Raw genomic sequence first — 24,642 nt, forward strand, 5'->3', positions numbered from 1 at the left:
TTGACCGACGTCCTTTTGTCCGCGCTCTCCCCTGCTCAAGGTCCGCGCCCAACTTGGTCCGCTCATGAGTTGTTCCCTCGCCACGCTGATCGCGTGTCCCGTGTTCGAACTTAGCCCGCAATGCCTGGCGGAGTGCCCCGGAAGGCGACGGCCACGGCGTGGTTGGCATCGCCTCCCTGGGCACTCCGGAGTTCACTCGTGCGCGCCACCCGGCGGGCGTTCGGCGGCGTCCGACGGTGTGACCTCGGCCTTGTCCGGGGTCGTGGAAGCCGCCTGGACGACGCGGCCGACGATAGTGAAGACGCCGTGTCGCGGGTCGTAACTGTCGTTGTCGTAGACCAGCCCGCACTTGGCGCACCGCATGAGGTTGCTGGTCCAGTCCTGCGGGGTTGGCTCGACTGGTTCGCCGTTGTCGTCGACCGGGTAGAACCCGTCGCTACAGGGGTTGTTGCCGCAGTGGCATTCGGGCCAGTTGCGCGGATCGGCGGGGATGGTCGGCGCCACCGCGGTGACCTGGGCGCTGTAGGCGGGCAGGTGAGGGCCGGAGGTGTCGGTCCACGACCAGCCCGGCCCCACGCGGGCGGCGTCGACGCTCACCCGACCCGGTGACCACGGCGTGGTGATCCGTTCGATGCTCGCCTCGTGCCCGGAGCCGTTGAAGTGGTCGAGCACCAGCAGGTGCGCGTTCGTGAACTCGACGGCGACCGGGGGCGCGGGCACGATGGCGTGTGACCGGCGCGCGGGCGGGTGTGCGAGCTGGTAGCCGTCGTAGGGTTCGCCGTACCAGATCATGTAGAGCCTGCCGCCGTTGTAGGCGTGTGCGAGCAACTCGTCTAGGGCTTCGGAGACCGCTGGCACTGCGGTGTCCAGTCCGGCTGCCTCGGCGATCTCCGCGAGGGTCGAGAGGTACTGCTCGGCGTCCGATGTCGGTGCGGGTGGCACCGCGACGTTCAGGTCGTAGCGCAGCAGCATGGAGGGGCTGTTGCGCAGCAGGCTGAGTTCCGGGTGGGAGGTGTCGCGCTCCACGATCTCCTCGCGTAGCGCGTCCAGCAGGTTGTGGTGTTCCAACTCGTCGCGTTCGTCGTCGTCGAGCAAGTCGTTCAGGATGGCCTCGATCGCGTGCCACCGGTGATCGCCCACCCACTCATGGCCGTAGTGGTCGAACACCTCGTCGTCGGTGTCGGACGAGGAGAGCATCAACTGGATCTGTCGGGGTTCGAGGCGGTCGCGGTAGTGGGGGGTGAACAGTTCGTAGGCCGGTTTGAGACCTTCGACGGTGCGTTCGTAGAGTCGGTCGGCGTCGGTCGAGCGCTTGGCGGCGGCACGCGCCGCGCGGGTCATGAGCATGACGTCGCCGGTGTCGGCGACGGAGATCTCCATGACGGTGCCGCCGGCGATCGCCGCGTCTCGCGCGGCGTGGTCGGCCGCCCGCGCGCACGGCGGTCCCAGGGGCAACCCCCGCGTGTTGGCGGCGTGTTCGGTGTGCGGCGCGGGCTCGGGGCGGCACTCGGCGCAGGGAGCGCCGGCGAGGTAGACGGCCAGTTGGACACCGCGCTCGTTGTGCACCACGTGGGCTGCGCGGTCGCCGGGGCCGTGCTCGGCGATCCAGGTGGTGGAGTAGTCGGCTGCGGGGAGGTCCGTCTCGATGCGGTATCGGCCGGTTTCGGAGGCGGAGAGGTCGAGCCAGCGCAGCACGAGCGGCTCCAGGTGCGTGCTGCGCCATTCGGTCGGGTCGACAGTGCCGCCTCTCGGCACGCGGATCATCGAAGGGCGGTCGTCGGGTCCGTCGAGTGCAGTGATGGTGACGCCGACGTAGCCGTCGGCGGCTGCCGTGGCGTTCGCCACTGAGTTGTCGGTGGGGTCGGAACCCATGCGGGTGCTCCCGGTCTGGAGGGTGATTCGGTCTTTGCGGGCCGGGGGCGTCACCCCCGGACCCACCACTAGCTTAGCAATGCTAAATATTTTGTGAGTGCGACTCCGCGTGCCTTCAATGCCTGGCCTGCACGACGGAAGGCCCTTCGCGCGGTGGCGCGAAGGGCCTTCCCGAATCTGCCGGAGGTGTGCTGTCAGTCGTCACCGTCGTCGGTGTCACCGTCGGCACGGCTGGCGGTGAAGAACCGCGTCACCTCGGGGTCGCCGGCGTCGAAGCGGCCCCGCAACTCCTCCAGTGCGTTGCCGAACGCCCGGTTCTGTCCGGCGCGGGTGATTCGCCCGGCCGCGTCGGTATGGATGACCGGGCCTTGGATCAGCTTCGGCCCGGCGGCACCGTCCCTGGGCGGGACCACGAGTTGGAGGACGGCGTGGTACGCGCGCCGGAATTCGATATGGAGCATGAGCAGCCGCACGCGCGGTCGCTCTTGGTCGTCTGCGCCGACGAGGGTCCATTCTGCGTCGACCCAGTGCAGGGTGCGGAACTCGCGGCGTTCGTGCTCGCCGTGCGGGGAGCGCGATCCTGAGGCATGACAGCTTCCTCGGGTAGCGGCCCGCCGCCGTGCGGCACGGCGGCGGGCCGGGTTGGTCAGGCGTGGGACGTGTGGAGGGGAACGTGTTCGGTCCGCACGGTGCTGTCGGTCACGGCGGTGACGAAGCGGATCTCCACTCCGGTGTCGTTGTACGGGCGATGCGTGGCGGCCAGCTCGCGCGCGGCCTGGACGTCGTCGCAGTACCTCTTCTCGTCTTCGCCGTTGATGGCGTTCCAGAAGCGGACGATGTGCTCCCCCTCCCGCAGTTGGCGCACCGGAGGTCGCGGTGACCGCGCGTCACGGACGATCAGGTCGGCGATGCGGCGCAGGTATCGCGCGTCCGCGGTGAGGCTCAGGCTCGGGCGGGTGAGGTATTCGACCCCCTCGGCCTGTTGGTCCAGCGCGGCGAACGCCGGTGCCTTGACCCGCAGGTTCAGCTCGATCTCCAGCGTCTCGGCCTGGAAGCGGAGCTGGGCGGCGATGGCCTTGACGGCCTCGCGCATCGGGGTGGGGTGGTCAGCGCGGCACGCGATGTCCAGCAGCGCGTCCACGTCCAGCGCGTTGCGGCGCAACATGTACGCCCAGTAGTCCAGGCGCAGGGCCAACTCGCGGAACATGGCGTGGGCGTCGTCCAGCTCGCGGCTTCGGGCGCGGGCTCGGCGCGGGCTGACGAAGAAGCCCAACGGCACCGGGCGTATGCCGGTGCGGTGGTGGATGGGCGCAATCAAGTGGGGGTTGGTCACGATGGACTCCTGGTGCGGGGGAGAAGGTGATCCGATCGTGGACGGCGTGTGTCTGTCTGCCGCGCGGCGTCGCCGATCGGGTGGTGGTGCGCGGGTTCCGACCGGCCGAAGGTGTGTCGCCGGTGCGGCCCTTCGGCCGGTCGGAGCGTCAGGCGGACCAGTCGGTGATGACGGCGTTCATCGCGTCGCCCGCGCTCTCGAACGCGCTGACGGCCTCGTCGAACAAGGCGCTGCCGCGCTGCCCCGCGTCGCGTAGCGCGTCGAGCAGGTCGTAGAGGCTGCCGCGCGCGTCGTCGATGCGGTGGACCAACACCGTCAGTTCAGCGGTGTCCTTCTGGTCGGCCGCTTCGCCCACAACGTCGGCTCCGATGCGGTTCACCTCGTCGACGAAGGTCGCCAGCGCCACGCTCATGGCGGTGATGGGGTCGGTCTCGATCCGGTCGGCCGCGCTCGTCGCGGTCGCGCCGTCCGGAGTCGTCGGCAGAGCGGTGTTCTCGTGCACGGTGTGCTCCCTGGTTCGGTGGTGAAGTGATTCGGTCTGCGCCAGCCGGGGCGTCACCCCCGACCAACAAGATCAACTATACCGTTTTGCCAGATCAAAGGTGGTCGACGGGGGCATCCGAAAGCGGAGGCTCCGGGGCGGGATGGGGTGCCGAAGTCACCTCGACACCCCGTCAGTCGTATGTCGCCAGTCTTTGGCGGGTGGAACGCGGTCAGCGGCCGGGGGAGGCGGCCAGCAGGTCGCGCACGGCGGCGACCTCGGCGAGCGTGGCGTGGTCGCGCCTGGTCGCCCGCATCAATGCGTTCGCGATCCGCACGTCGATCCGGTCCCTTCCCTCGAACCGCGTCGCGGCTTCGGCTGCGCGGTCGAGCGCGCGGTCGGCGTGCTCGCGGGCTGCCAGCAGTGCGGCGGCCACCGCGTGTGCGTGCCGGACGGTCATCGGCATCCGGTGCCGGGAGGCGCGCAGGACGACGACGCCGGGCCGGTGGACAGCATCGTGCAGCACGAGGATCTCCTCGGTGGGCCGCCACCTGAGCATGTCGCCTCGGCCGCGCTCGGGTGCGGCGTGATCGACGAGGATGCGTACGGAACCTGCGTCGGCATCGGGATGGGCGAGCAGGTTGGCGGCCAGTCCTCGCGCCGTGCGCGGGTTGAACGCGGCGTCGGCTGGGAACTGCTCGATGACGGGCGCTTCGCTCAGATCGAGCCACAGGCCGCTGTCCACGGTGCGGTGCCGGATGACCGCGCCGTCCGCTCGCACGGTGACGATGCCGGGCACGGCGCGTCGCGACGCCCGGACGATCTCGGTGCTCGCGTACTCGGGGGCGGCCAGGCGCAGCGTCCACGCGGTCTCGGCCAGCAACGCGGGTTCGACGTCGGCGTCGTCGGTGACCTCGTTGGCATAGCCCCATCCGACGATCCCGTCCTCGAACAGCGGGCAGTACATGAGGTGGTGGCCGTGGAACCAGAAGACATCGCCGCTGTGGCACCGGATGAGCATTGGCGCCGCGGGCTGCGGCAACGAGGACGTCGCGCGGGCGGGGGCCGTGCCGTGGACGCGGTCCAGCACGTCCGAAGCGGCGATCCGCTCGGCCAACCCGCGCACCTCGGCGGGCAGCCTTTCGGCCTCGGAGGTGCGGCTCCAGGCGACGAGTCCGTTCTCCAGCACGGGCGTGGTGCGCAAGTCGCCGTCCGAGCGCCAGACCACGATGCGGTGCCGGCGCGAGACCGCCAAGGGCGCGCCGGGTACGGGGAAGCGGTGTTCAGTGCCGGAGTCGAACATGCTCATGCTGGTGCTCCTCGGATTCGAGTGATTCGGTCTGCTCCGCGCCGGGCGTCACCCCGGTGGCGGTGCGGGTCCGTCCCGCCGGCGCGAGAACGGGCCGGCGTTGCGATGGACCCGCGTCGCGGTCGTTCACGGTCGGCTGCGAGATCGGCCGGCGGCGGGCTTTCCCCACAAGAGGGGCTTTGCCGCGACTCGTCGGATACCTCGCGAAACAGGCTCTTTCCGACTAAAAAATACTATCGCATTTCCGGAATGACGTCGGAGTGCGGCGGACGCCATTCCGCCCGAGGTGCGTGGCGCACGTCGGACGGGTACGCCTCAAGCGGAGAATTCAAGCGGCATGGAGAACTGCTTCGGCGACGCCAGCGCTTCGAGGACCTTGTCGCGGTACTGCATCGCGTAGCGGAAGCAGTTGTTGCACGGCCCGATGTGAGCATTCTCCACCGCGCACTCTACGAGCTTGATCCCGCCCTTCCTCGCGTCGTACGACCACGCGAGGCTGTCGGCAGAGGTGAGCATGTGGCCGTACTTCTCCAAGCCCTTCAGCTTGACGCCGAATCCGTGGAGGCGCAGTCCCCGGGAGTGCAGCATCGTAACGATCGCGCCGATTTCAGAGGTCGACTGACGTCGACACACGCTGCCCAGCCCGACCAGCGGTTCGGCTGCGAGATCGAACCCTGCGAGCCGGTACATCTCCAGGTGGTGCAGGTAGTCCTGCATGGTCCACCCTTGGAGCACCGGAATCCACGGCGCGTGCGGGAATTCGCGACGCAGGTAGACCACCGAGTCGATGGTGTATTCCTGGTGATCGCGGACAGTCAGTCCGGTTTTAGCCAGGATGTGCGGTTCGCACATCCAGTCCTGCGGCGAGAAGAACATCGGCGGCGTTCCGATGTCTTCCATGAAGCGGTACACGGCGCCGCCGTAGACGTCCTGATCGACGGTCCATTCGCCGTGCTCGTCCAGTTCGCTGTACGCGCCGCTGTCGCCCGCCCAGAGGGTGAGACCCTTGGGAAAATGGTCTCCTCCGTGCTTGTATTTTGACAACGTCGAGTAGGAGATGAACAGTGGCACGTTCGCTTTTTCGAGCCAACGGGGACGATGCGTCCCGAGATAGAAACACGTCATCGGAAATTCCTCGAAAGAAGTGATTCGGCCCTGGCGGCACTCGGGGCGTCACTCCGGTGTCCGGCCAACACGACAATTCTATCGAGAATTCACGGAGAACAGTTTGCGTAAATTACGTGCGGATTCGGGTGGCCCGGCGGTGGGATTGGGTCACGACGAACCCGGGGTTCGGACGCGAGTGACCGCCGGCCCGGTCCGCCGGGTCCGGCTGTCACTCGCGGGAAGGTGGCGCTCGGCTGCAACGGCGCAGCCGGTCAGCTCTGCCCAGTGCCAGCGGGGTGCGTCCCCGACTGGCGGGCAGCCAGGTCGTCCGCCTCGGCGTGGCGCAGCGCCTCGGCCGCCCACGGCCAGGATCCGAGGTAGGTCAGCGGTCCGTCGCCGGTGTCGTCCCGCCACACGCGCTGCGTGAAGACACCGATCTCGACCAAATAGGTCACCGCGCGGCCGCCCCGGACGGACGCCGCGCGCCAGCGCTGCGGGGGGCTGGCCTCCAGCCGTTGCCAGCACAGGTGGCCGTCGTCGCGGTGGTCCTCCGCGGGCTTCGCGTGCGCCAACCTCTCCAGGTGGGCGGCGCGGAGCTGGTCGAACGCCGGGCCGGCGGAGATAACCGCGCCGGTCTCGTAGTGGTAGAGCATGTAGGTGGCAGCACATGGGCGACGGCGGTCGGAGTCGTAGCGGGCCGCGCACCACGGCCTGTCCTCGTCTTCAGCAGGGGCGGGGTACAGCATGCCCGGCTGCTCACCGGGGACGTAAAGCGCTCGGCCGCAGTGGCGGCAGCGGGGGTACCAGTCCTCCTCCGCGGTCAGCACGGCCGGGCGGCGGTCCTCGTCGAGTTCGGGCTCGAAGAGCGCGACGCGGCCAGCCGGAACGATGATCAGCGCCGTCTGCCGGTACATGATGGCGGCGACGACCACCCACTCCGCGGGGTCGCGCTGCTCGACGTCGGCGGGCGCACGGACGTAACACCCGAGATCGAGATCGGGGATGTCCACGACCGCCAGCGGGTCCTCGCGGAAGGTGGGTGAGCGGCGCGGCTGGTCGGGAACGAGCTCCCATCCTGCCGGATCGGGGACCAGGATGTGGTGCGGACCGCACCGCTCCCAGTCGGCGATGTCGGCGGGCACCGCGTGTCCGGTGCGGGCTGCGCGGTCGGCCACCACCTCGTGGAGCACCTCGGGGCGGAACGCCGGGCGCATCACGAGGCTGTCCCGATCGGTGCCAGCCTTTTCGCTGCCGTAGTGCAGCAACGCGGGGAAGGTCCGCGTGGTGCCCGGCAGCGAACGGTCGAAGACCAGGACTTCGCCGAAGGTGATCGGTGAGTGGTTGACGTCTCGGGTCACGTGCGCGTCCTCTCGGTGCACCTGCGGACACGCTGAGCAGCGGCGGAATCCGTACGGCACGCGGCAGGGGGAACCGTCGGAACGGTTCTCGGTGAATAGTGATTCGGTCAGTCGGTTCGGGCGTCACCCCTGTCCGACAATATGATCCTAGCCTCTAACAGTCCTATGTGGACGCTATTTGTATGCGGCTTTCGCAGGTCGGGCGCGCGCTGGCCTACCATCGGAACATGGGGGACAACAACATTCGCAGAGAGGCCGAACGGGCCGCCGCGGAAGCGCTGAAGCCGCGGACCGATGCCTCGGTCGCGCTCGCGGTCGCGGAGCTGGCGGCCAGGCAGGCACCGAAGATCCTGGAGAAGGCCAAGCAGGACGCGGACGCAATCCTGGCGAAGGCCAAGCAGGACGCCGACGGGGTGCGCGCCCAGGCTGTGCAGGAGGTCACGCGGCTCCAGCAGGAATGGGCGCGGAGCTGGCAGGCGGCGTTGGATGTGGGATGGGAACCGGCGGAGTTGACGGCGGCGCCGCTGCACCACGAAGAGCCACCGAAGCCGAGGCGACGGCCCAGACGGGCCGGCTCGGCCTCCGCCGGCGCGCCCGCGGCCGGACCAGCGCCACGGCCCGGAACCGGCGAGGGGGGCGTCTCCGATCCGGTGGTCGGGATCGCCGCTCCGACCGAATCCGCCTGATACGGGCAGGCGTGCCCGATCCCAGGCTGCGATGGCGTGGGACCGGGCACGCTGCGCCGGTCGGGCTGTGCGGCTGGCTCGTGGTCAGACATGCTCGTCGAGCAGCTGGGCGAGGGCCAGACGCAGCCTCTTCACCGTCTGCTCGGCGAGTTGGGTGACCATCGACCAGGCGGCGAGCCAGAGTTCGTCGATGACGGCGCGTACGCGGTCGGGGTCGTAGCTGCCCGCCAACTCGGCCAGAGCATCGTGGTCCAACGCGTTCTCCCCTTCCACGGTGACCCTGGTCGCCTTCCAGTCGTCGTCCTCCTGGCCGATGACCACCGTCGCGCCGGTGCTCAGCGTGAGGGTGACGCGCGGCGCGCCCTGGTGGAAGTCGAATGCGGTGACGCGACCGAGGTCGGCCAGTGCGGCCGTGGTGCGGCGCATGGTGACTGTTGCGTCCAGTGCCCGGATCTTCAAAACCGCGTCGGTGGTCTCGCCGGCAGTCGTACGGTCGGTGGTGTTCATGGTGTTCCCCAGGGTGGTTCGGTGACCGCGCTCCGGGAGCGGGCCGGTGGTGGTGTGGTGCGCCGACCCCGGCGCGACGTTGACCGGGGTCGGCGCGGCTGGTCAGGAAACCTTGAGGTAACCGGCCCTGACGGCGTCGATGGTGGCGCGGACGGCGTGGTCGAGCGCGGTGTAGGCGTCCGGCTCGTCGGCGGGGTACGGGAACGCCCCCCAGACGAGGATGTCGCCGTTGGGGCGCCGCGTCCCCGGCGACCGTTGCCACACCTTCGCGGCCCGCCACATGTGCCCCTTCGGACCAGGGCAGCCCTCGCTCGCCGCGAACTCGTACCCCTCGTCGCGGCAGTGGGGGCACGGTTCGTCTGCGGGCGTGGGTTCGAACAGGTCGAGCCGGTAGGCCATGCCGGGCAGCGGGTTGCGCTCGGCGATCGCCACCACGTGGACGAGCGCGGTTCCGGAACACGCCAGTTCGGGCAGCGTGCGCTCCAGGAGGTCGACGGCCCCGTGCAGGCCGTCGAACCCGGACCGGACTGCGTAAATGGTGCCGTCCGGCCGGCGCGCCGAGAGCCAACCCGGCTCGGTGCGCCGCGTGCGCAGCCGGACCGGACCATGCTCGGTGGAGATTTCGAGCGAACCGGGCAACCCGTGGTTGTCGGTGACCAGCACGGGCCGGTAGTCGTGGGTCTCCATGGCGTCGAGCAGGATGGCGGTGTCGCAGTAGGCGGTGGTGGCGGCCAAGCGGTTCGCCTCCTCCTGGGCCTCGCGGGCGCGCTCGTGCAGGTCGTCGCCCAGCAGCGCGAGGGCGTCGGCGCGGTCTAGCAGGCAGGCGCAGGGCTCGCTGTCGGCGATGCCCACGCCCTGACAACTCGGGCAGTCGGCCACTGCCCAGTCCTCCGGGCCCACCCTGCGCAGCAGGGCGTGATTGGGGAAGGCGGTGAGGCAGTCGGCCGAGCACGGCAGTGTCGGCTCGGCACCGCACTGTTCGCACGCATCGGTGCGGAGATCGTGACCTTCCGGCGTGTCACCGACCATGCGGCCGGTGTCGGGCGCGGTTTCGGACGTGGACATGAACGCTCCAGTGGTGGTTGCGGAATTGATTCGGTCTGTGTCGTCCGGGGCGTCACTCCCGAGCCAACAAATAAAACTTAGCACAGCTAATCAATGTGCGTGGCAGGACACGGGCTCTTCTTTCCGGCCCACCAGTCGATCATTTCCGATGTATCCGGCGTTCCGGGCCGCGCAGCCCTCTTCGGCCCGTCGATGGGTTGGCCGGCGATGCCGCGCGGCGCTGGGTGCCCGACCTGTCCCGATCGGGATCGGGAGTAGGGGCGGGCGGGTGGGTGTCGGTACTCGGGGGAGGATGCGGCGCGCCTTCTCCGCGTGTCTTGCCGCGGCGGTGGCACCCACGTGCATCCGGACCCGTCCACGATCGCGACGCAGCGGACGCGAGGCCCCGGCGGCAGGCGTAGGTTCCTGTGCCTGCCGCCGGGGCCGCTTCCAGGCGCAGCGGGTCAGAAGAGAGTCAGCGCGTGGAACTCGTTCCAACGCCTGGCAAAGCTGCTGCGCTCCTTATCGTCCACGCCCGTGGGAACCAGCACGTGCAGGTGTTCGGCGGCCGGGTAGACGACCGACTTGCCCTTGGGCGCGCGACGACGGGTCCAGGCCCGGATGATGCCGTACCGGTGATCGACCTCCAGTTCGGCCACGAGGTTGGCGCGCATCCAGTCCAACAGGTCGCGCCGGGTCCCGGTCCGGATGGCCCGGACGCTGCGGAACGGGCTGCCCTTCTTGCTCGGATCGTCGTCCTTGGCGGTGAAAAGGCGCCGGATCTCCAGCACGTCCCAGCTCTCATGGGCCTCGATGCGGGCCAAGGCGATGTCCACGACGTGGTCCAGCCCTTCCTCCAGGGCGACGTCGAAAGCGGTCCTTCCGGTGCCGAACAAGCCGATGTTCTCGTTGAGTGCCAGGGCGGTGTACTCCAGTTCAAGGCCGAACGCGGCGACCTCGGGCTGCGCCCGCCAACGCGCCACGAGCTCGGCGCGACTTCCCGCGATCCCGCTGAACGGGCACCAGGTACAGCATGACCTGGGCCACTCCTCGCCCTCGGCGAGCTTGAAGACCTGCTTCAGATATTTGGACGCGTCGGAGCGGTTCATGCCCCAGTCCATGAGGGGGTACCAGGCCAGGCAGGGGACTGTCTTGCCCTCGCCCTCCTTCTCCAGGCGGGCCTCGGCGTCGCGGGCGGCACGCCTGCCTTCCTCGGCCGCGTACCCCGTCACGTGGATGTAGCCCGGCTGCATGTTGTCCCGGACCCACCAGTCGATGGGGTCACCCTTGGCCCGGTCGGAGCACCACCGCCGCCCTTTCCGCACGCTGGGGAGGGTGCCGCCGGCCTTCATCTCGTAGGACAGCCGCCAAGGGCCGATCATGTGCATCCGGTCCGGCCTGCGGGTGTCGGAGAGCACCACGTAGCCGTGCTTGCGCTTCTGCCCGGCCCGGCAGATCTGCACGTAACGGATGCGATGCTTGCGCATCAACGGCAGCAGGTACCGCTCCATGTACTCGCGGGTCCGGTCGTGTTCCTCGCCCGTCATCGCCGTAACGACGGTCAGGGCCGAAAGCGGAAAACCACGCAAGGTGGCGTTGAGGATCCAGCGCACCAACAGTGCGACCGAGTCCACGCCCATGCCCAGCGAGAGGACAACCTGCCGCTCGCGGTACCGCGGGTCCAGGGCGTCGGCGACGATCCGGTTGTCCTCGGCCGCGACGTTCGTCAAGACGGCTTGCGGAGCGGTGACGGCACGGAGTACAGCGCGGGAAGATGACTTGACAGACTTCATGAAGTCCCCGGTAACGGAAGTGATTCGGTCCGCGTCATCAAAGGGGTGTCACCCCCTTTTTCGACACAGGATAAACAATATCCGATTCGGCTTTCGCTCGACGGCAAGCCACTTTCGCTTCCAATGCGAAATCCTTCCAGTGCGATATTTGTGCTGGCCGGTAAAGGCGTTTGGTTATATCTCTCGAAGGCGGGTAGAGCAGACTTCAGCGACAGCCTTTCCGGCTCGCCGCTGTTGGTTTCCGAGTGTGACTTGCACAGCTAGCATGGGCGTCGCGTCGACGCGTCTAGTACGGCAGCCTGTGGACCTGCCGCGCGGGTTGCTGCCGCCCCGCCCCGTGCCAGATCGCTGACCTCGTGCGGCAGGACACGGCTGCGGCGCGCCGTACGGCGACCGGACACCGCCTGGAAAGTTCCGTCCATCGGGCCTGGGCGACACGGCCGTCCATTTCGCGGCCGTGTGGACGTGGTGCGCGCCCTCGCCGGGCGCCTGGAGGCGCACGCACCCGGCGAGGGCGCGGGGTTCAGGAGTTCGGACTGGCGTGCTGCTGCGCCCGGCGTCCGGCGACGCGCAACGGCCGGTGTCTGCGGCGCGCGGCGCGGCGGCGGTTGTATGCCACCTGGATCTCACTGAAGCGCCTGCCTGCGATGAACTTTTTGGCCTTGGGCAGGTTGTTGACCGACATGCCGACAGGGGCGGGGCCGGTGACGGCCAGGCGGTCGTCGGCGGTCTGCGGGTGCCAGCCCGCGCGGATGATCGACTCCTCGTCGGGGAACACGTCGGCGACGCGGTCCACCGACGGGTCGAGCAGGTGGTCCTCCCGCCCACCCAGGGAGTAGACCCAGAAGAAATTCTCGGGCGGGTCGGGCTCGACCAAACGCTTGAAGCGCTCGACTTCCTTGGTGTAGCTGTAGATCCTGACCGCCGGGCACACGCGTGCCACCCGAAGCCATTCGAGCAGGTAGTCGTCGCTGAAGTAGTCGCCGGCGTCGTGCACCCTGACCCACAGGGTCTGCTTGCTGCGCTGATTGCGCCGGGTCAACTCTGCGATCATCGCTTCGCCCCAGCCGCGAAGGTCGTCGAGCACGAACAGTAGGTTCGCCTGGTGCCGGCGTTTGACGCTGGGCCACAAATAGGCGCCCTGTCGTGCGTAGCAGGGAAGGGCGCAGATCCCCGCGGCCGGGCAGGTGCTGACGGTCCTGCCGTCGGGCAGGCGGGTCGCCAATGCCGGGATGCTCCAGTTGACGATCTTCAGTTTCGCGAGTCGGCTGTTCTGCGTGAGCAGCGTCTTGGGACGGGGGAGTGCGGTCACGGTCTCGGTGTGGTGTTCCGGCACGGGTGATCTGCCCTCTCGGAGGACACGACATTCCCAGAAAGAAGGGCGGGGTGTCGCGGATTGGTGATTCGGCCTGCGTCGTCCACGGTGTGTCAATTCCGTGTCCGACGACACCGAAATTCTACCGGTTTCCGAATTCCCGTGTGGCGCATGAACGTGCGACGAAAGACACCGGAATCCCGGCGGTCGCGAATCCGTGGGAACGGAATCGCGACCGCCGAGGCTCGGGCGGTCGGCAGGTCAGCAGCCGACGCAGGCCAGGCACACCGCCTGGGGCACCGCGGTGAACTCGGTGCCGGCCGGCAGACGCGATCCCTCCGCCAGGCGTCGGCGTACATCCCGCTCCAGCGCAAGGAACTCCGGCCCGTCCTCCTGGAGCACGACCCCGGGCTCGGGGCCTCCGGGTCCTTCGGCCCAGCCGATGATCTGCTTCATCGACATGTCAAAGCGGAACCGGTGCCCGATGTGCTCTTCGACCTCCAGGTAGAGGGCGGCGAGCCGGGGCCGGCGGCGGGTGGCCAGAATCAGGTCGCGCTTGTTACCCAGCACGCACTCCGAACACGACACGCGTGAACTTCCCTGCCAGTCACCGGCGCCCGGTCGGCTGTCGTACGCCCAGTGGTGCCCGACCGGGGTGTCGTCCACCAGCGCCCGGATCTGGTCGGTCGTGACGCGGTGCACGGCCAGCCACACGTCCTCGTGCCGGTTCTCCAACGACTCACGCACGCTGTAGACCGGCAGTTCGCGGCGGTCCTTGCTCTCCTCGGCACGCAGGCCGGTGATGGTCAGGATCCGCACCGGGCGCTTGAGGCGGTAATGCAGCAGATCGACGACTGGGGTGAGCGCGGCCCGGATCTTGGTGACCTTCTGGTCCGAGGAGCTTATCTGCACCACCGCAGGTTGGGCACTTGGGGGTGAAGCAGGGCCGGTTCGCCGCCACACCCATACCACCCGAGAGACCAGGGCAACGAGCGTTGGCCTTGGAGGAGCAGTGGGCTTGAGCCTGAGGTCGCTGCGAACTTGATGGGCTACTAGACGTCCCGGTGCGACGGTGCCAGCCAGTAGTGGCTCAGTCCCCTGCTGCCTGGGGCGAGCCTGGCGAACGCGGTCGACACTCGGCCGACCGCACTTGCACTGAGGGCGACACGCAGTAGAGCTAGGCGACCGGGCATCCAGGTGCCGTACGGCACCTGGACGAGTCAGGCACCCAGTGATGATCAAGCACTGAAACCTTTGGGGCGTAGTGATCGATGATCTAGTCATGGAAGAGACTCCTGAGTCGACGAGAGAAGACCTATGGCGCACGTTGCAGAGCGTCAGCGAGTGGATCCGGGTTGCCGATGCGAAAGCAGGAGCAACGCTGGCCGTCGATGGCGCCCTAATGGCCCTTCTGGCCAGCCGCCTACGAGGGACAACAACGCTTTCTCTTCTTTCGACGTTCAGCCTTTCCACAGCCATCGTAATTGCCGCCACCAGTGGACTTCTGGCCATTTGGACTGTCATCCCCAGGACGAAACGCCTGGGCGCCGACTCGATGGTGCACTACGGCACCATCGCCGCATTCGAATCCCCTGCTATCTATCACGAAGCAGCTCTTACGCTTTACGCAGACTCGGACGCCCTCACCGAAGCGCTTACGAAACACATTTGGGTCATCTCACGATCAGCGCGCATAAAATACATGCTCGCCACATGGGCAATCAGGCTTCTGACTGCGGCCTTGGTTATCGGACTGCTCGCCCTGCTGCTGTAGAGTGACCCGCCTTGCATTGCATTCGACTGAGACCAATATTTGCAGAAGAGGATCTCGAATCCTGGTCACTCAACAGCAGAAATCACCCCTTCGGACCGGGAACTCGCGAGATGGTCTGAACGTCGAGATCTACGGTTACCCTTCTCCAGGCGACGCCCGGATTGCATGCGCTCGCTCAAAGCGGAGAGTCCCCCGGAGGAGTGACAGCGTAGGCCGCGACCGACCGACCCCATGTTGACGACCAAGACAAGCCAGGAGAGACCGTGTCATCGCCCGACCATGAGGCCGTCCTCGAACCAGTAGAGATGTCCAAGGTCATCGGAAGGACGGAATTTGCTACAGAGCTTTTACTCGCCGAGTACAAGGGATTGCGCGATGAGATTATCAAGAAGATGGACCACAGGACTTCCATGGTTGTCTGCTCCGTGACTGTAAGCTCCGCAGTGTTAGGCTTCGGGATTGAGCGTCAAAGCGCCCCGCTCCTGCTCGTCTCACCATTGGTCTCACTACTTCTAGGCCTTTTAATTTTGTTTCAAAACATGCAAATTGGATTAGCTTCCGAACATCTCCGAAAGAATTTAGAGCAGCCTCTATCCAAGCATGTGACAGGATTTACCGGCTGGCATGAGGCCATGGCGAACCCAAGGGTTCGAGTGGTGCAGCGACTCATCCCCTACCACCTATCACTAGTTTTGATAGCAGTTGCACCAGCAACCGTAGCGATTCCGCTAGCACTGGCAAGGTTTGGCCCTGCGGGCACGACCGTTCCGGTTCTTATTGTCGTGATACTGCTGTTGGCACTCTACATCGTTCAGCTCTTTAAAGACCGACATTCGATATAGAGGTCAGCGATCAAGGCGTTGAGCCGAGGCTGTTTGCTTTTGTGTCGCGACTGCTCGGAACGAGAGGAAAACCGAGATCTACGTGCGGTCGCCGCAGCCGTCCTCTAGCGTCATCGCGCTTCGCCCGTAGAAAGGTCAGAGTCATGTCGATGCCTTCAATCTCGCCAGCCCAGCCTTCGGCTTGAGCGCGTGTCCGACGGTCGATCAGGTCGGCTTCGAGGTCGTCGAGTCGGGTGAGCATCTTGGGGTTGACGTAGAGCATGGGGCAGCGGATGCAGGCATGTTCGTGCTGACAGGGTGTGCCGTAAGGGCGTCCGCAGGAGCCGAGTTCGACCTTGCGCTTGTCGAAGTGCTCCTCGAACTCGCCCCATTCCTCGCGGGTGGTGTCGCGATACTCTTCGACGGGGCGGAGTTCACGGCGGTCGGCAAGGAAAGCGACGTAGTGGCGGACGACGTCCTCGTTGAAGACTGCCACGTAGCCACGGGTGGTCTGAATGTTGAGGTGGCCGAGCAAAGCTGCTCCGATGTGGATGGGCAGTCCGCTATTGACCAGCTCGGTGGCGAATATCCGCCGGAAGTCGTGTGGCGTGAAGCGGGTGGTGCGGAAGCCAGGGTGCTCTTCTGCTAGTTCGTCGCACCGGCGTTTGAGCATGTTCAGGACGGTGCCGGTGGCGATCACGGTGCGGGTGGCGCCGTTACGTCGCTGGAACAGGAACGGCAGTTCGGCGCTCCAGAGTTTGTCGTGGGGGTCGAATCGGCTCAGCAGGGGGATGTTGCGGCCGTTGCGGGTGTGGCGGCGGATAATAGAGGCGATGACGTGGAACAGTTCCGCGCTCATCGGAATGACGCGCTCTCGATCTGTCTTCGACGGTGCGATGACCAGGAGTGCGATTACTTCGCCGTTGGCGCGTTGATACTGGCGGATGCTCAGGTGGCTGAGCTCGCACATCTCTTCGATGCGGACGCCGGAGTGTCGCAGCGTCTCGATAGAGGCCCACTCCCAGAATGCTGCTTCCTCGTCGGTCTCGATGTGGATGATCCGGCCGGTGGCGTCGTCGATCACCCGAATCGGGAGTTCCTCACCTCGCAGGTTGATGGTGTGTCGGTCGGATTCGGTGATGATGCGCCGATAGGTTCTGCCTTCGACCTTGAAGGTCTCGCCATCGTGTGCTCGCTGGGCGCGCTCCAGTAGGAGGCGTGTCTGGTCGCAGCGGTGTTCGACGTGGGCGACGAGGATCGGGAGTAGGGGTTGGCGTTGACGGGTGCGGTCGGCGGAGCGTTCGTTGATCCTGCGGCGTCGCTTGCCCAGGCCGCGCAGCTCGCTGGGCGGGATCGGGCAGGGCGCGACCCACGGTGCCCAACGCTCCGGCTCGTCGGCGGCCCAGGTATGCAGGTCGTAGTAGAAGCTGCGGACGATGATGACGATGCCGTCGACACCTGCTCGTGGTTTGCCGTCATCGCGGGTGCTGATCATGTGACGCCAGGTCGCGTAGACTTCTGGCGTGACGCGGAGGTCGACCTGACCGGGATTGATCCGCTCGATTTTCTCCCAGAAATGGTGGGCGAGTTCTAGGACGAGGTGCGAGAGCGAGGCGTAGTCGGTGTCGGCTGAGCGGCGTACGAAGTAGTCGATGAGCAACTGCCGCACTGAACGGTTGCGGATTGGGTAGCGGTCGATCATCTCCTCGACGCTGAGTTGACCGCGGTGCAATGCGGCGCGCATGGTCGAGGGTGTCCCGTCGGGGAAGTGCCCCATGCGATGCAGGACGTTCCAGGCGGACGGTCCGACAAACCGGTTCGCGTCCCTTTTACCGGGCCGCATGGTCGCTTTCACCTTGCGCGTCTCGTGGCCGTGGTGGATCAGCGCTGCCGGGGTGAGGTCAGTCAGCGCGACACCTTGGACGGTGAGGGCGCAGCACACGTCGAACACAGCTTCGCGGCGGTGTTGCCAGGACATGTCGTGTGCGGCGGCGAGTTCGGCGAACTTGTCGAGCAGCGGGTCGGCCTGGGCGGCGATGAAGAAGGAGGCGTAGTCGGTAAACGAGTTCGTGCGCAGGGCCAGCAGGGTCGGCTGGATCACGCGGAGGCAGAACAGCGATCGCAGACCTGGCCCGTAGGCGAGCCCTGTGGTGCGCCGTGACCCCAGTGAGTTGACCTGGATCTCGGCTCGTCCCAGAGGGCTGGAATCCCAGCGTTGTTGCCAGGTGTCGCCGTCGAACTCGGTCAGGTAGGTGAGCACTTGGCGTGTCGCCTGACCGCGCTGCTGACGCGTGACCTCGGCGCCGTCCCAGGTGGCGGTGGCGAGCCGGGCGATGGATTCGATGCCGGTGGTGCTCAGGTCACCGTGCGGGCGTGGCGGCGCTGTGGCCACGGCTGCCTCCGCCTTGATTTTGCCCGACACGAACCGGCTGGCGAAGCCGAGTTCGGCGATGACCGGGCCGTGACGCCTGCTGAGCCCGGTCGTCGGGCGGACCTCCTGCTCAGCCACCGAACACCGCCTGGATGTCGGCAGCGGCATAGCCGGACGGGTACTGGCGTTCCGGCCGCGGCCGGGCGTAGTGCTCGGTGAGCTTGTCGAACAGCTCCTCGACACCGACCGCGAGGTAGCGGCCCGTAGTCTGAATGTTCGCGTGCCGGAGGATCGCCTGAACCTCGGGCAGGGTAAGCTTCCCGCTGTTGGCCATGCGGCTGGCGGCGGTGTGGCGCATGTCGTGCAACGTCCAGTTCGTGCCCAGCCGGGCGTTCGCCCGTTGCAGCACCCGACGCATAGCCGAGTAGCCAAGCGGGCGATCCTCACCGCGACGAGTCCGCCAGATCGGTTCGCCCGAGGCCGGTGTCCCGATCTCGTCGAAGTAGAGCGCGAGCCGGACGAACGCCTGCGGCGAGGCCGGGACCGCTTCCCGCTCGCGAGTGCCCTTGGACACCACGTAGATCCGTCGGCCTGCCCAGTCAACGTCCTCGGGCCGGACACCAAGCAATTCGGCGGCGCGGGCACCGCTGGAGACGAAGAACTCCAGCAGGGCGCGATCGCGTTCACACCCCATCGCGTCGAACAACTCGTCCCACAACCGATCGGGGATCGACCTCGGTGGACGATCGGCCACCCGCTGCCGAAGGCGCGCTCGCCCGACGACCGGCTTGGGCTCCAGCGGGCTCAAGTGGGCCAGCGCACGACGCCGCTGCGGCGAGGATGGAACCGGATTGACCACGGGACCACGGCCGTGATGCCCGTGGTACTCGTAGAAGCCGCTGACCGACGACAACGCGTGGTTGATGGTAGTTGCGGCATAGCCCGCCCGCAGGATGGCCTTCCCCGTACGCAGATTGACGGCTCCGGGCTCGGTCGATCCAGGTCGATGACGACGTCGCTGCGGATTCGCCGCAGTACGCAACCACCCGACCAGCACCGCGACCTCGGACTCCGTCGCCTGCTCCCATCGCACGCCGAGCAACCACAGCAGCCGGAACCATCGCAGCAACCCATAGGCATAGCTCCGGCAGGTCAGCGGACTGCAATCACCGAGCACCAGGTCCCGCAGGTACTCGGTCACGTCCGCGACCTCAACTCCTCCCGAATCCAGCACGACGAACGGTGGGTGGACACGAGCCACCCGGATCACAGAACCGACTCGGGGCACAGACGCACGGCCTTCCATCAACTGACGGTGTAGATCCACTTCGCGCTCCTTGATCACAACGAGAAGCACCATGATCAGCCAGCGGAAGTTGGTGCAGATAACTGAGCAGAATTTGCGCGCCTTGTCGGGGAACTTCTGCATCTGGGCGATTTGTTCCAGCAGCGTTTGCGGGCGCCTCAAGCCGGTGGTCTCCGTGACCACCCGGCGGGTGGTGATCCGGCGCTCGGGCGGCACGCCGTAGAACGCCGCGGTGGCGTCCACGTGCTCGGCGTTGCTCGGGTAGTAGCGGCCCTCGAAGGTCACGCCCGGCCATTCCATGAGTCCCAGATCGGCGTGCGCGGTGAACAACCGGCCGAAGGTGCCGGTGGCTCGGGTGACCTCAACGGCCTTGGCCAACGCGGCGTGGCCGTCCTTGCCGGACAGGTTCGCCACGACGATGTCGTAGTCGCGCGGGTCGGGCTCGGGGCCGTCGGTGACGGTCGTGACCGGCGGGGGTTCGATGTCGATGAGCTGGAGCTGGTCGACGGTCATGGCGGTAGGTGCTCCTTGCGGGGGTGATTCGGTCTGGTGCGGGTCACGGGGTGTCGGTCCGTGGTCCGGGTGAAGCGGGTGTGGCTGCGGCGGCGTCGCGGCCAGGGCTGGCCTTCGGCCGTCGCTGAGCGGGCGCGCATGGGCAGACGGAGGAGTTGCCGGTCGAACGCGATCGGATCGGACGGCTACTCGGTCGATCGCAAGTGCTCGTCCCAGCAGCAGTGGTCACCGACCCATCGGTCCTGGTAGCGGTGCGCGGTGCGTACGGGAGTCGGTCGGTCGCAGACCTGACACACCACCTGGTGGGTGTCGGCCGTGGTGAACAGCAGGTCGGCCAGTTCCTGCTCACCGTGCGTGTCGAGCAGGAACTAGAGTTGTGCCCGGAGTCCCTGGTTGTTGATGTCGCTCCCGTATCGGCTGGCGGCGTCGTGCACTTCGTCGCCCGCCTGCTCCAGGTCGAGTTCGAGAAGGGCGCCGTTGTTGGCCTGGTTCGCGGCGTCCTGGCCTAGCACGTCGAGCACCAGTTCCCCTAGGTCGACCACCGGGTCGAGTTCGAGGTTGCGGACGAGGCCCTCCAGCCACACCAGGGTCTCGGCGGTGGGGCGGGTGCCGATTGAGTTCACGATGGCTTGTCCCTTCCGCTCAGGCCAGCGTCGGTGTCGCGGTGCCGTCCGCAGTAGGGGTGTCGTCCGTTTCGACGGGCAGCAGGACCAAGTACAACTCGCCGTCCTCGGGGGCCGTACCGCCACCGCCACCGGCAGCGTCGGCGGGGTCGTCGACCTCGGTGGAGTAGTTGCGCCAGCCGCAGAGCTCGGGCGTGGCGTGGGCCAGCAGCTCGGCCAGGTGTGCCTCCACTGCGGCGCACAGGGCGGTCCAGCCGCCCTCGACGCCGGGGACGTGCGGAGCCCACCCATCCATGGCGGACCAGAGCAAATCACCGTCGGCGTCAAGAACCTCGATCAGCTCGACCGAGTCGCGGTCCGCAGGATTACCGGTCAGCACCACCAGCCTGCTCGCGGTGGGGAACGGCATGCGCAACATCTGGGTGCTCAAATCGATGCACACCCAGGCCAGGTGCAGGGCCGCGGCCTCGGCAACCAGCCGGGCGGCGTTTATGCGCTCCTGACCGAAGGAGGTGTATAGGTCGACGGACATAGAGGAACCTCACAGAAGAAGGAATGGTGACGACGAAGACAGGACTTCGCGCGTCGCGCTTGGAAGCGAAGTTGGTCGATCCACGCTTTCGATTGCGGAGACAAATCTCCTGCGGCCGGATCGGTGTTCCAGCGGCAATTGAATGCTAGCGAATCGCGGCTCATCCTGCGGGTGGCCTGTGGGCTCCGGTTGTCTGGCCGAACGTCGCCGGGCGTTCTCCCTGCGGCGGGCTCCGCGCGGATCGTTCGACCTTGTCCCTCGTCTACGGCTGCACGGGGCAGGCCCCGCCAGCACCGAGCGCACGACCGGCCGCCGGCACCGGCCGGTCGTGTTGGTGTGCCCCTGCCACGGCCGCGGCGCGGTGCCGTCGCTAGACTCCACGGTGAATTACTTTCGGGGGCCCCCATTGGTGCCGCAGGAAGTGATTCGGTCAGATAGGAGCGGAGCGGGCCCCCTGACGGACCGTCAATCCCACAGGCCGCGGACCGGCCGGGTGACTGGTGCGGTGAGCGCGGTGGAAGGGGTGTCCCGCTCCGTGACCGGGCAGGGGTTCATCCCGCCCGCAGGACTCCCCGTCGTTCCGACAGCACGCTCGCCGCGTGGATCCGTGGACCGTAGTGCGCGAGGATCACGGCGCACCAAGGTGCCCAGGGACCGGCCAGGCGCAGCGGCGTCGCGCCGACGAACTGCGCGGTCATGCGGTCGCCGTGGAGTTCCAAATGGGTGACGTTGTCGAAGTTGAACCACCGCCAGGTCGCTGCGCCGTCGGACTCGGCGACCAGGCACCACAGGCGGCGGGTGGTCACCGCGGTCGTGACCAGCGTCCGGGCGTGCCAGGCTGATCCGCCCGAGCGGCTGAACATCCTGCGCGCAGCGGTGCCGAGCACGAACCCCGTGGCGAAGCGCGGGTCGGTCGTCAGGACCAGTGGCCCACCGGTCCTGGTCACGGGCTCGGAGTAGAAGCGGTGGTAGGCACCGACCTCCGCACGCCCGAACACCCCCAATAGCGTCTCCCCTGCCTCGTACAGGCCCACGCCGTGGGGCAGGGGGTCCATGCAGGGCTGGAGTGAGCCGGAGGAGAGCAGGTGCCGGTGCAGCAGCACCGCCTGCTGGGCGGGGGAGGACGTGGACGGCATCACACCGACACCACCGATGCTCGTCATGACCAGCTCTCCTCTCCGGTCTACCGCAGTTCGGCCACCCTACCGGGGGCGCCGCCGAAGCTCCCGTGACTTCCCCTGAACCGCTCGCCGCGCCGGACCACCGACGGGCGTTGTGGTGCCGCAGTGCACTGGCACGGTGACACCGGACAAGCCGTCGCGGCCGGTCGGTAGCCGCTTTGGACCGATTCGCGTCGGCCTCGGCGGCGCGTAGTGCCACGAGAAGTAGGTACTTACGTGGCCGATTCCATGCCCTTTGCCTCGGCGGAGGGCACGCGGGTCACTACCGTTTGCGACGACTTCGATGTGGAGGCGGCGTGTCGCGGAAAACCCGTGCCTTTCGGGGCTCGACTCTGCCGAACGATAGGCGCACAGTGGATAGTGGCTGGTCAACGCCAGTGAATGCCGACTCGGCGCGATTCGGGGGAACCGCGCGCTACTCACCGGGGGACGTTCGATCATGAGTGTTCAGGAGTTGGACCGCGCGCGACTCGACACCGTCGACTACTCAGCGCTCACATTGGCCAGGTGGTTGCGGGACTCCGACAGCTTCACCGACACGGTGGATCGGTGGCTGTCGACGCCGACCGGTTTCGTGCTGACCGATCAGGAGTTGGTGCGGTTGGACCCCGAGCACGAGCAGCGCGACGCCGCAGAAGCGGAGGCGTTGGAACTGCGGCGGGGTGACCACGTGCTGCGGCGTGCGGGGCTGCTGATGATGGAGTCGTGGGGTGAGGAGTTGGTGCTGGCCGAGGTGTCGGCGACAGTCGCGTTCCTGCGACTGCCGACGCGGGTGCGCGTGGGCCTGGAGGACGGTGAGATGCCGTTGGGCAGGCTGCTCAAGCCCTTCGGGGTACGGCGCCACACCTACTCGGTCGCGCGCATCGACGAGGAGGGTGCGCGCGGCGGACGGCGGGTCCAGCGGGTGCGGGCCGGGCTGACGGTCACCGGTTTCCTGGTTGCGGTGGTGGAGGAGGACATCCACCGGCAGCTGTTCGAGCACCGCGTGCCCGCACAGGTCGGTTGGGCCGCCCCATCCGGCCGATGATCGCCTCGGACCCGCTTGCTTCGGCAGACGGCTGCGACAAGCCAATCAGCTCATCGGGGTTGTCCGCACGTCGAACGCGGACGCCTCGGACTCGTTGAATAGCTCGGTATGGCGGGCCAGTCGGTTTCCCCGATCACCGCGGTAAGGCCGTCCTTTCGTGCGAGCCGCAGTCCACACTGGACCCGATCTGGCGATCCCGGAGGACGGTGGCGACGTGACCGCACTCCAGCAGAACCTGCCTGCTTGCAGGGGCGGGCGGCGGCAACCCGGCTTCCCGTGCCACCCACTGGGCACCGACGACCTGCGCCGGGTGGACGCTGGTGGCGCCGGCAGCGTCGGTGAACACTGGGGTGCAGGCCCATGGCGGAGCCAAGGCCGTGGAGGCTGCGGACGGTGTAGTCGACGCCGGGCGCACCAGCGCGCGTAACGCCCTCCAGCACCAGCGGGTCACCACGCCAGCGGTCCTGCCGGAGCACCGCGCCGTCGCTCGGGTCGACGTAGAAGGGGCAGCTTTTGGACTCCACGACGATCTTGAGCAGTTGGGCGTCGGGCGCCGACGGCGTGTCGACGTCCGCTCGCGGTCCGAGAACGTGCCCGTCATCATCTCCGTCGATCATCGGCTGCCTACCTCCATGCTGGGGCGCTTGGTGTGCGATGAACCCACGCTGGCGCGCCTCGTCCACCACCTCGGGTTGGTGACCTTTCCGCATGTGCTGGTCACCGTTGGCTGGCGGGGACCGGTGATGATCAGCGGATGATGACGGGTGCCCCAGCGGGGACGGTGCGCAACGCATGGCGCAGCGAAGGCGGGGTGTCCACGCAGCCGTCCGCCGTACTTGTGCCCAACGGCGAAGTCTCGGGCAGTCCCGGGACGCCGATTCCGCCCAACGGGCCGGTGCAGATCCGGGTAGGTGAGGCGACCAGCGGCCAGAGCACGCCGACCAACCACGGCAGCCCTTCGGTGCCGGTGGCGCCGACCGCGACGAAGCTGCGCACTCCGCTCGTCGGCGCGGTGGCAGGTGCGGCCGGGGAGCTGGTCGACACCCGCGCGAGATCGGCGACCACGGAGACGGTCAGCGTGCCGCGGTCGATGACGATGCGGCGGTCGACCTCGTCCAGCACGACGTCGCCGTCCAAATGCACCCACCCAACCGGGGCAGCGCCGCCGGGGTGCGGTCGCCCCGGCAGCAGCACCAGCGCCCAGCCGGGCCTGCGGTCGACCACGGGAACCCAGGTCGGCGCGAGGACCTGACGGACCGGGAGGCGGGCCAGCGCCGGGCCGCCTGGTTCGGTGAACACCACCACTTCGCGCACAGGGTGCAGCACGGTGGTTCCGGGGTCCGCGGCGGGCGCCGGGTCGACCGGCGCGCCGGGCAACTCCACGCCGGCCAACGCCACCACCAGGGCTTGGCGCTGTTCTACGGCGACGGGGGCCGGCGGGACTGCAGTCGGGTCCTCACGGGCGTGAGTCGGCGTGCGCGCGGGTGGAGTGGTCGACTCGACCAGGACGGTGGTCGTCGTGATCACGCTCTGGGCGTGCACGGCTGGCGGCGCGGCCGAGCTGCTCTCCCTCCCCACGACGAAACCTGCGGCTATCACTACCAGTATGCCCGCGGTCGCGCGCGCTGCCCCGGGCTTGATGCGCCGTCGGAGCCAGCGCACAAGGTCGTGACGCCACAAACGGCTGCG

Annotated in this window: 23 protein-coding genes; 5 read left to right on the forward strand and 18 right to left on the reverse strand. The window is 67.6% G+C overall.

The genetic code is table 11. From position 1 onward, the window contains the following. Window positions 1-192: 192 nt before the first annotated feature. The 7 genes from RIN75_RS32990 to RIN75_RS33020 form a co-directional block, all read right to left on the reverse strand. A complete protein-coding gene (locus RIN75_RS32990; RefSeq protein ID WP_309115984.1) occupies window positions 193-1,872 on the reverse strand; it encodes a hypothetical protein in 1,680 nt (559 codons plus the stop codon). Between the two features lie 194 nt (window positions 1,873-2,066). After that, on the reverse strand, window positions 2,067-2,333 hold the full coding sequence (locus RIN75_RS32995) for a hypothetical protein (protein ID WP_309115985.1): 267 nt from the start codon (window positions 2,331-2,333) through the stop codon (window positions 2,067-2,069). Between the two features lie 185 nt (window positions 2,334-2,518). Beyond that, the gene (locus RIN75_RS33000; RefSeq protein ID WP_309115986.1) at window positions 2,519-3,205 is read right to left on the reverse strand and encodes a hypothetical protein; all 687 of its coding nucleotides are present in this window, start codon (window positions 3,203-3,205) and stop codon (window positions 2,519-2,521) included. A 148-nt stretch (window positions 3,206-3,353) separates the two neighbouring features. After that, window positions 3,354-3,707, reverse strand: a complete 354-nt coding sequence (locus RIN75_RS33005) for a hypothetical protein (RefSeq protein ID WP_309115987.1) — start codon at window positions 3,705-3,707, stop codon at window positions 3,354-3,356. Window positions 3,708-3,918: 211 nt separating this feature from the next. Then, window positions 3,919-4,995 carry a hypothetical protein gene (locus RIN75_RS33010; RefSeq protein ID WP_309115988.1) on the reverse strand — a complete coding sequence of 359 codons (1,077 nt, stop codon included), beginning with the start codon at window positions 4,993-4,995 and terminating at the stop codon, window positions 3,919-3,921. Between the two features lie 315 nt (window positions 4,996-5,310). Continuing rightward, on the reverse strand, window positions 5,311-6,066 hold the full coding sequence (locus tag RIN75_RS33015; protein ID WP_309115989.1) for a hypothetical protein: 756 nt from the start codon (window positions 6,064-6,066) through the stop codon (window positions 5,311-5,313). Between the two features lie 308 nt (window positions 6,067-6,374). Next, window positions 6,375-7,460, reverse strand: a complete 1,086-nt coding sequence (locus RIN75_RS33020; RefSeq protein WP_309115990.1) for a hypothetical protein — start codon at window positions 7,458-7,460, stop codon at window positions 6,375-6,377. Between the two features lie 227 nt (window positions 7,461-7,687). Between RIN75_RS33020 and RIN75_RS33025 the strand changes: the two genes are divergently transcribed. Beyond that, complete coding sequence (locus RIN75_RS33025) at window positions 7,688-8,146, forward strand: hypothetical protein (RefSeq protein ID WP_309115991.1); 459 nt, start codon at window positions 7,688-7,690, stop codon at window positions 8,144-8,146. Between the two features lie 84 nt (window positions 8,147-8,230). Here the strand turns inward: RIN75_RS33025 and RIN75_RS33030 are convergent, their stop codons facing one another. The 5 genes from RIN75_RS33030 to RIN75_RS33050 all read right to left on the reverse strand — a co-directional run bounded on the left by RIN75_RS33030 (window position 8,231) and on the right by RIN75_RS33050 (window position 13,717). Further along, on the reverse strand, window positions 8,231-8,653 hold the full coding sequence (locus tag RIN75_RS33030; protein WP_309115992.1) for a hypothetical protein: 423 nt from the start codon (window positions 8,651-8,653) through the stop codon (window positions 8,231-8,233). A 102-nt stretch (window positions 8,654-8,755) separates the two neighbouring features. Further along, window positions 8,756-9,718, reverse strand: coding sequence for a hypothetical protein (locus RIN75_RS33035; protein ID WP_309115993.1), 963 nt, complete (start codon window positions 9,716-9,718; stop codon window positions 8,756-8,758). 443 nt (window positions 9,719-10,161) lie between these two features. Continuing rightward, window positions 10,162-11,427 carry a hypothetical protein gene (locus RIN75_RS33040; RefSeq protein ID WP_309115994.1) on the reverse strand — a complete coding sequence of 422 codons (1,266 nt, stop codon included), beginning with the start codon at window positions 11,425-11,427 and terminating at the stop codon, window positions 10,162-10,164. 586 nt (window positions 11,428-12,013) lie between these two features. Further along, window positions 12,014-12,802: a hypothetical protein gene (locus RIN75_RS33045; RefSeq protein WP_309115995.1), complete on the reverse strand. Its 789-nt coding sequence runs from the start codon at window positions 12,800-12,802 to the stop codon at window positions 12,014-12,016. 264 nt (window positions 12,803-13,066) lie between these two features. Next, complete coding sequence (locus tag RIN75_RS33050; RefSeq protein WP_309115996.1) at window positions 13,067-13,717, reverse strand: hypothetical protein; 651 nt, start codon at window positions 13,715-13,717, stop codon at window positions 13,067-13,069. A gap of 370 nt (window positions 13,718-14,087) precedes the next feature. On the opposite strand from RIN75_RS33050, the gene RIN75_RS33055 reads away from it, so the two are divergent. Together RIN75_RS33055 and RIN75_RS33060 are read left to right on the forward strand one after the other, a co-directional pair. Then, complete coding sequence (locus RIN75_RS33055; RefSeq protein WP_309115997.1) at window positions 14,088-14,579, forward strand: Pycsar system effector family protein; 492 nt, start codon at window positions 14,088-14,090, stop codon at window positions 14,577-14,579. Window positions 14,580-14,842: 263 nt separating this feature from the next. Next, window positions 14,843-15,421, forward strand: a complete 579-nt coding sequence (locus tag RIN75_RS33060) for a hypothetical protein (protein WP_309115998.1) — start codon at window positions 14,843-14,845, stop codon at window positions 15,419-15,421. 10 nt (window positions 15,422-15,431) lie between these two features. Here the strand turns inward: RIN75_RS33060 and RIN75_RS33065 are convergent, their stop codons facing one another. From RIN75_RS33065 to RIN75_RS33085, 5 genes are all read right to left on the reverse strand, one after another. Further along, on the reverse strand, window positions 15,432-17,909 hold the full coding sequence (locus tag RIN75_RS33065; RefSeq protein WP_309115999.1) for a site-specific integrase: 2,478 nt from the start codon (window positions 17,907-17,909) through the stop codon (window positions 15,432-15,434). After that, window positions 17,902-19,590, reverse strand: coding sequence for a site-specific integrase (locus RIN75_RS33070; RefSeq protein ID WP_309116000.1), 1,689 nt, complete (start codon window positions 19,588-19,590; stop codon window positions 17,902-17,904). The genes RIN75_RS33065 and RIN75_RS33070 overlap by 8 nt, the downstream gene beginning before the upstream one ends. Before the next feature lie 368 nt (window positions 19,591-19,958). Further along, window positions 19,959-20,213 carry a hypothetical protein gene (locus RIN75_RS33075; protein WP_309116001.1) on the reverse strand — a complete coding sequence of 85 codons (255 nt, stop codon included), beginning with the start codon at window positions 20,211-20,213 and terminating at the stop codon, window positions 19,959-19,961. A 19-nt stretch (window positions 20,214-20,232) separates the two neighbouring features. Then, window positions 20,233-20,745, reverse strand: a complete 513-nt coding sequence (locus tag RIN75_RS33080; protein ID WP_309116002.1) for a hypothetical protein — start codon at window positions 20,743-20,745, stop codon at window positions 20,233-20,235. A gap of 551 nt (window positions 20,746-21,296) precedes the next feature. Next, entirely contained in the window at window positions 21,297-21,908 is a 612-nt protein-coding gene (locus RIN75_RS33085; protein ID WP_309116003.1) for a hypothetical protein, read from the reverse strand. Window positions 21,909-22,365: 457 nt separating this feature from the next. Here RIN75_RS33085 and RIN75_RS33090 point away from each other — a divergent pair, with 457 nt between their 5' ends. Next, a complete protein-coding gene (locus RIN75_RS33090) occupies window positions 22,366-22,953 on the forward strand; it encodes a hypothetical protein (RefSeq protein WP_309116004.1) in 588 nt (195 codons plus the stop codon). A gap of 338 nt (window positions 22,954-23,291) precedes the next feature. After that, window positions 23,292-23,711 (forward strand): hypothetical protein, encoded by a 420-nt coding sequence (locus RIN75_RS33095; protein ID WP_309116005.1) that lies wholly within the window; start codon window positions 23,292-23,294, stop codon window positions 23,709-23,711. On the opposite strand, the gene RIN75_RS33100 is transcribed toward RIN75_RS33095, so the two are convergent. Further along, window positions 23,701-24,531 carry a hypothetical protein gene (locus RIN75_RS33100; RefSeq protein ID WP_309116006.1) on the reverse strand — a complete coding sequence of 277 codons (831 nt, stop codon included), beginning with the start codon at window positions 24,529-24,531 and terminating at the stop codon, window positions 23,701-23,703. The genes RIN75_RS33095 and RIN75_RS33100 overlap by 11 nt on opposite strands. Window positions 24,532-24,642 lie beyond the last annotated feature (111 nt).

It is taken from the genome of Saccharothrix sp., from assembly GCF_031180885.1.
Taxonomy (GTDB): domain Bacteria; phylum Actinomycetota; class Actinomycetes; order Mycobacteriales; family Pseudonocardiaceae; genus Actinosynnema.

Excerpts from the sequence above, each read along its gene's own strand:
- RIN75_RS32990 (WP_309115984.1), bottom strand. The coding sequence starts at position 1,872 with ATGGGTTCCGACCCCACCGACAACTCAGTGGCGAACGCCACGGCAGCC.
- RIN75_RS32995 (WP_309115985.1), bottom strand. The coding sequence starts at position 2,333 with ATGCTCCATATCGAATTCCGGCGCGCGTACCACGCCGTCCTCCAACTC.
- RIN75_RS33010 (WP_309115988.1), bottom strand. The coding sequence starts at position 4,995 with ATGAGCATGTTCGACTCCGGCACTGAACACCGCTTCCCCGTACCCGGC.
- RIN75_RS33025 (WP_309115991.1), top strand. The coding sequence starts at position 7,688 with ATGGGGGACAACAACATTCGCAGAGAGGCCGAACGGGCCGCCGCGGAA.
- RIN75_RS33030 (WP_309115992.1), bottom strand. The coding sequence starts at position 8,653 with ATGAACACCACCGACCGTACGACTGCCGGCGAGACCACCGACGCGGTT.
- RIN75_RS33035 (WP_309115993.1), bottom strand. The coding sequence starts at position 9,718 with ATGTCCACGTCCGAAACCGCGCCCGACACCGGCCGCATGGTCGGTGAC.
- RIN75_RS33055 (WP_309115997.1), top strand. The coding sequence starts at position 14,088 with ATGGAAGAGACTCCTGAGTCGACGAGAGAAGACCTATGGCGCACGTTG.
- RIN75_RS33070 (WP_309116000.1), bottom strand. The coding sequence starts at position 19,590 with ATGACCGTCGACCAGCTCCAGCTCATCGACATCGAACCCCCGCCGGTC.
- RIN75_RS33080 (WP_309116002.1), bottom strand. The coding sequence starts at position 20,745 with ATGTCCGTCGACCTATACACCTCCTTCGGTCAGGAGCGCATAAACGCC.
- RIN75_RS33085 (WP_309116003.1), bottom strand. The coding sequence starts at position 21,908 with ATGACGAGCATCGGTGGTGTCGGTGTGATGCCGTCCACGTCCTCCCCC.
- RIN75_RS33090 (WP_309116004.1), top strand. The coding sequence starts at position 22,366 with ATGAGTGTTCAGGAGTTGGACCGCGCGCGACTCGACACCGTCGACTAC.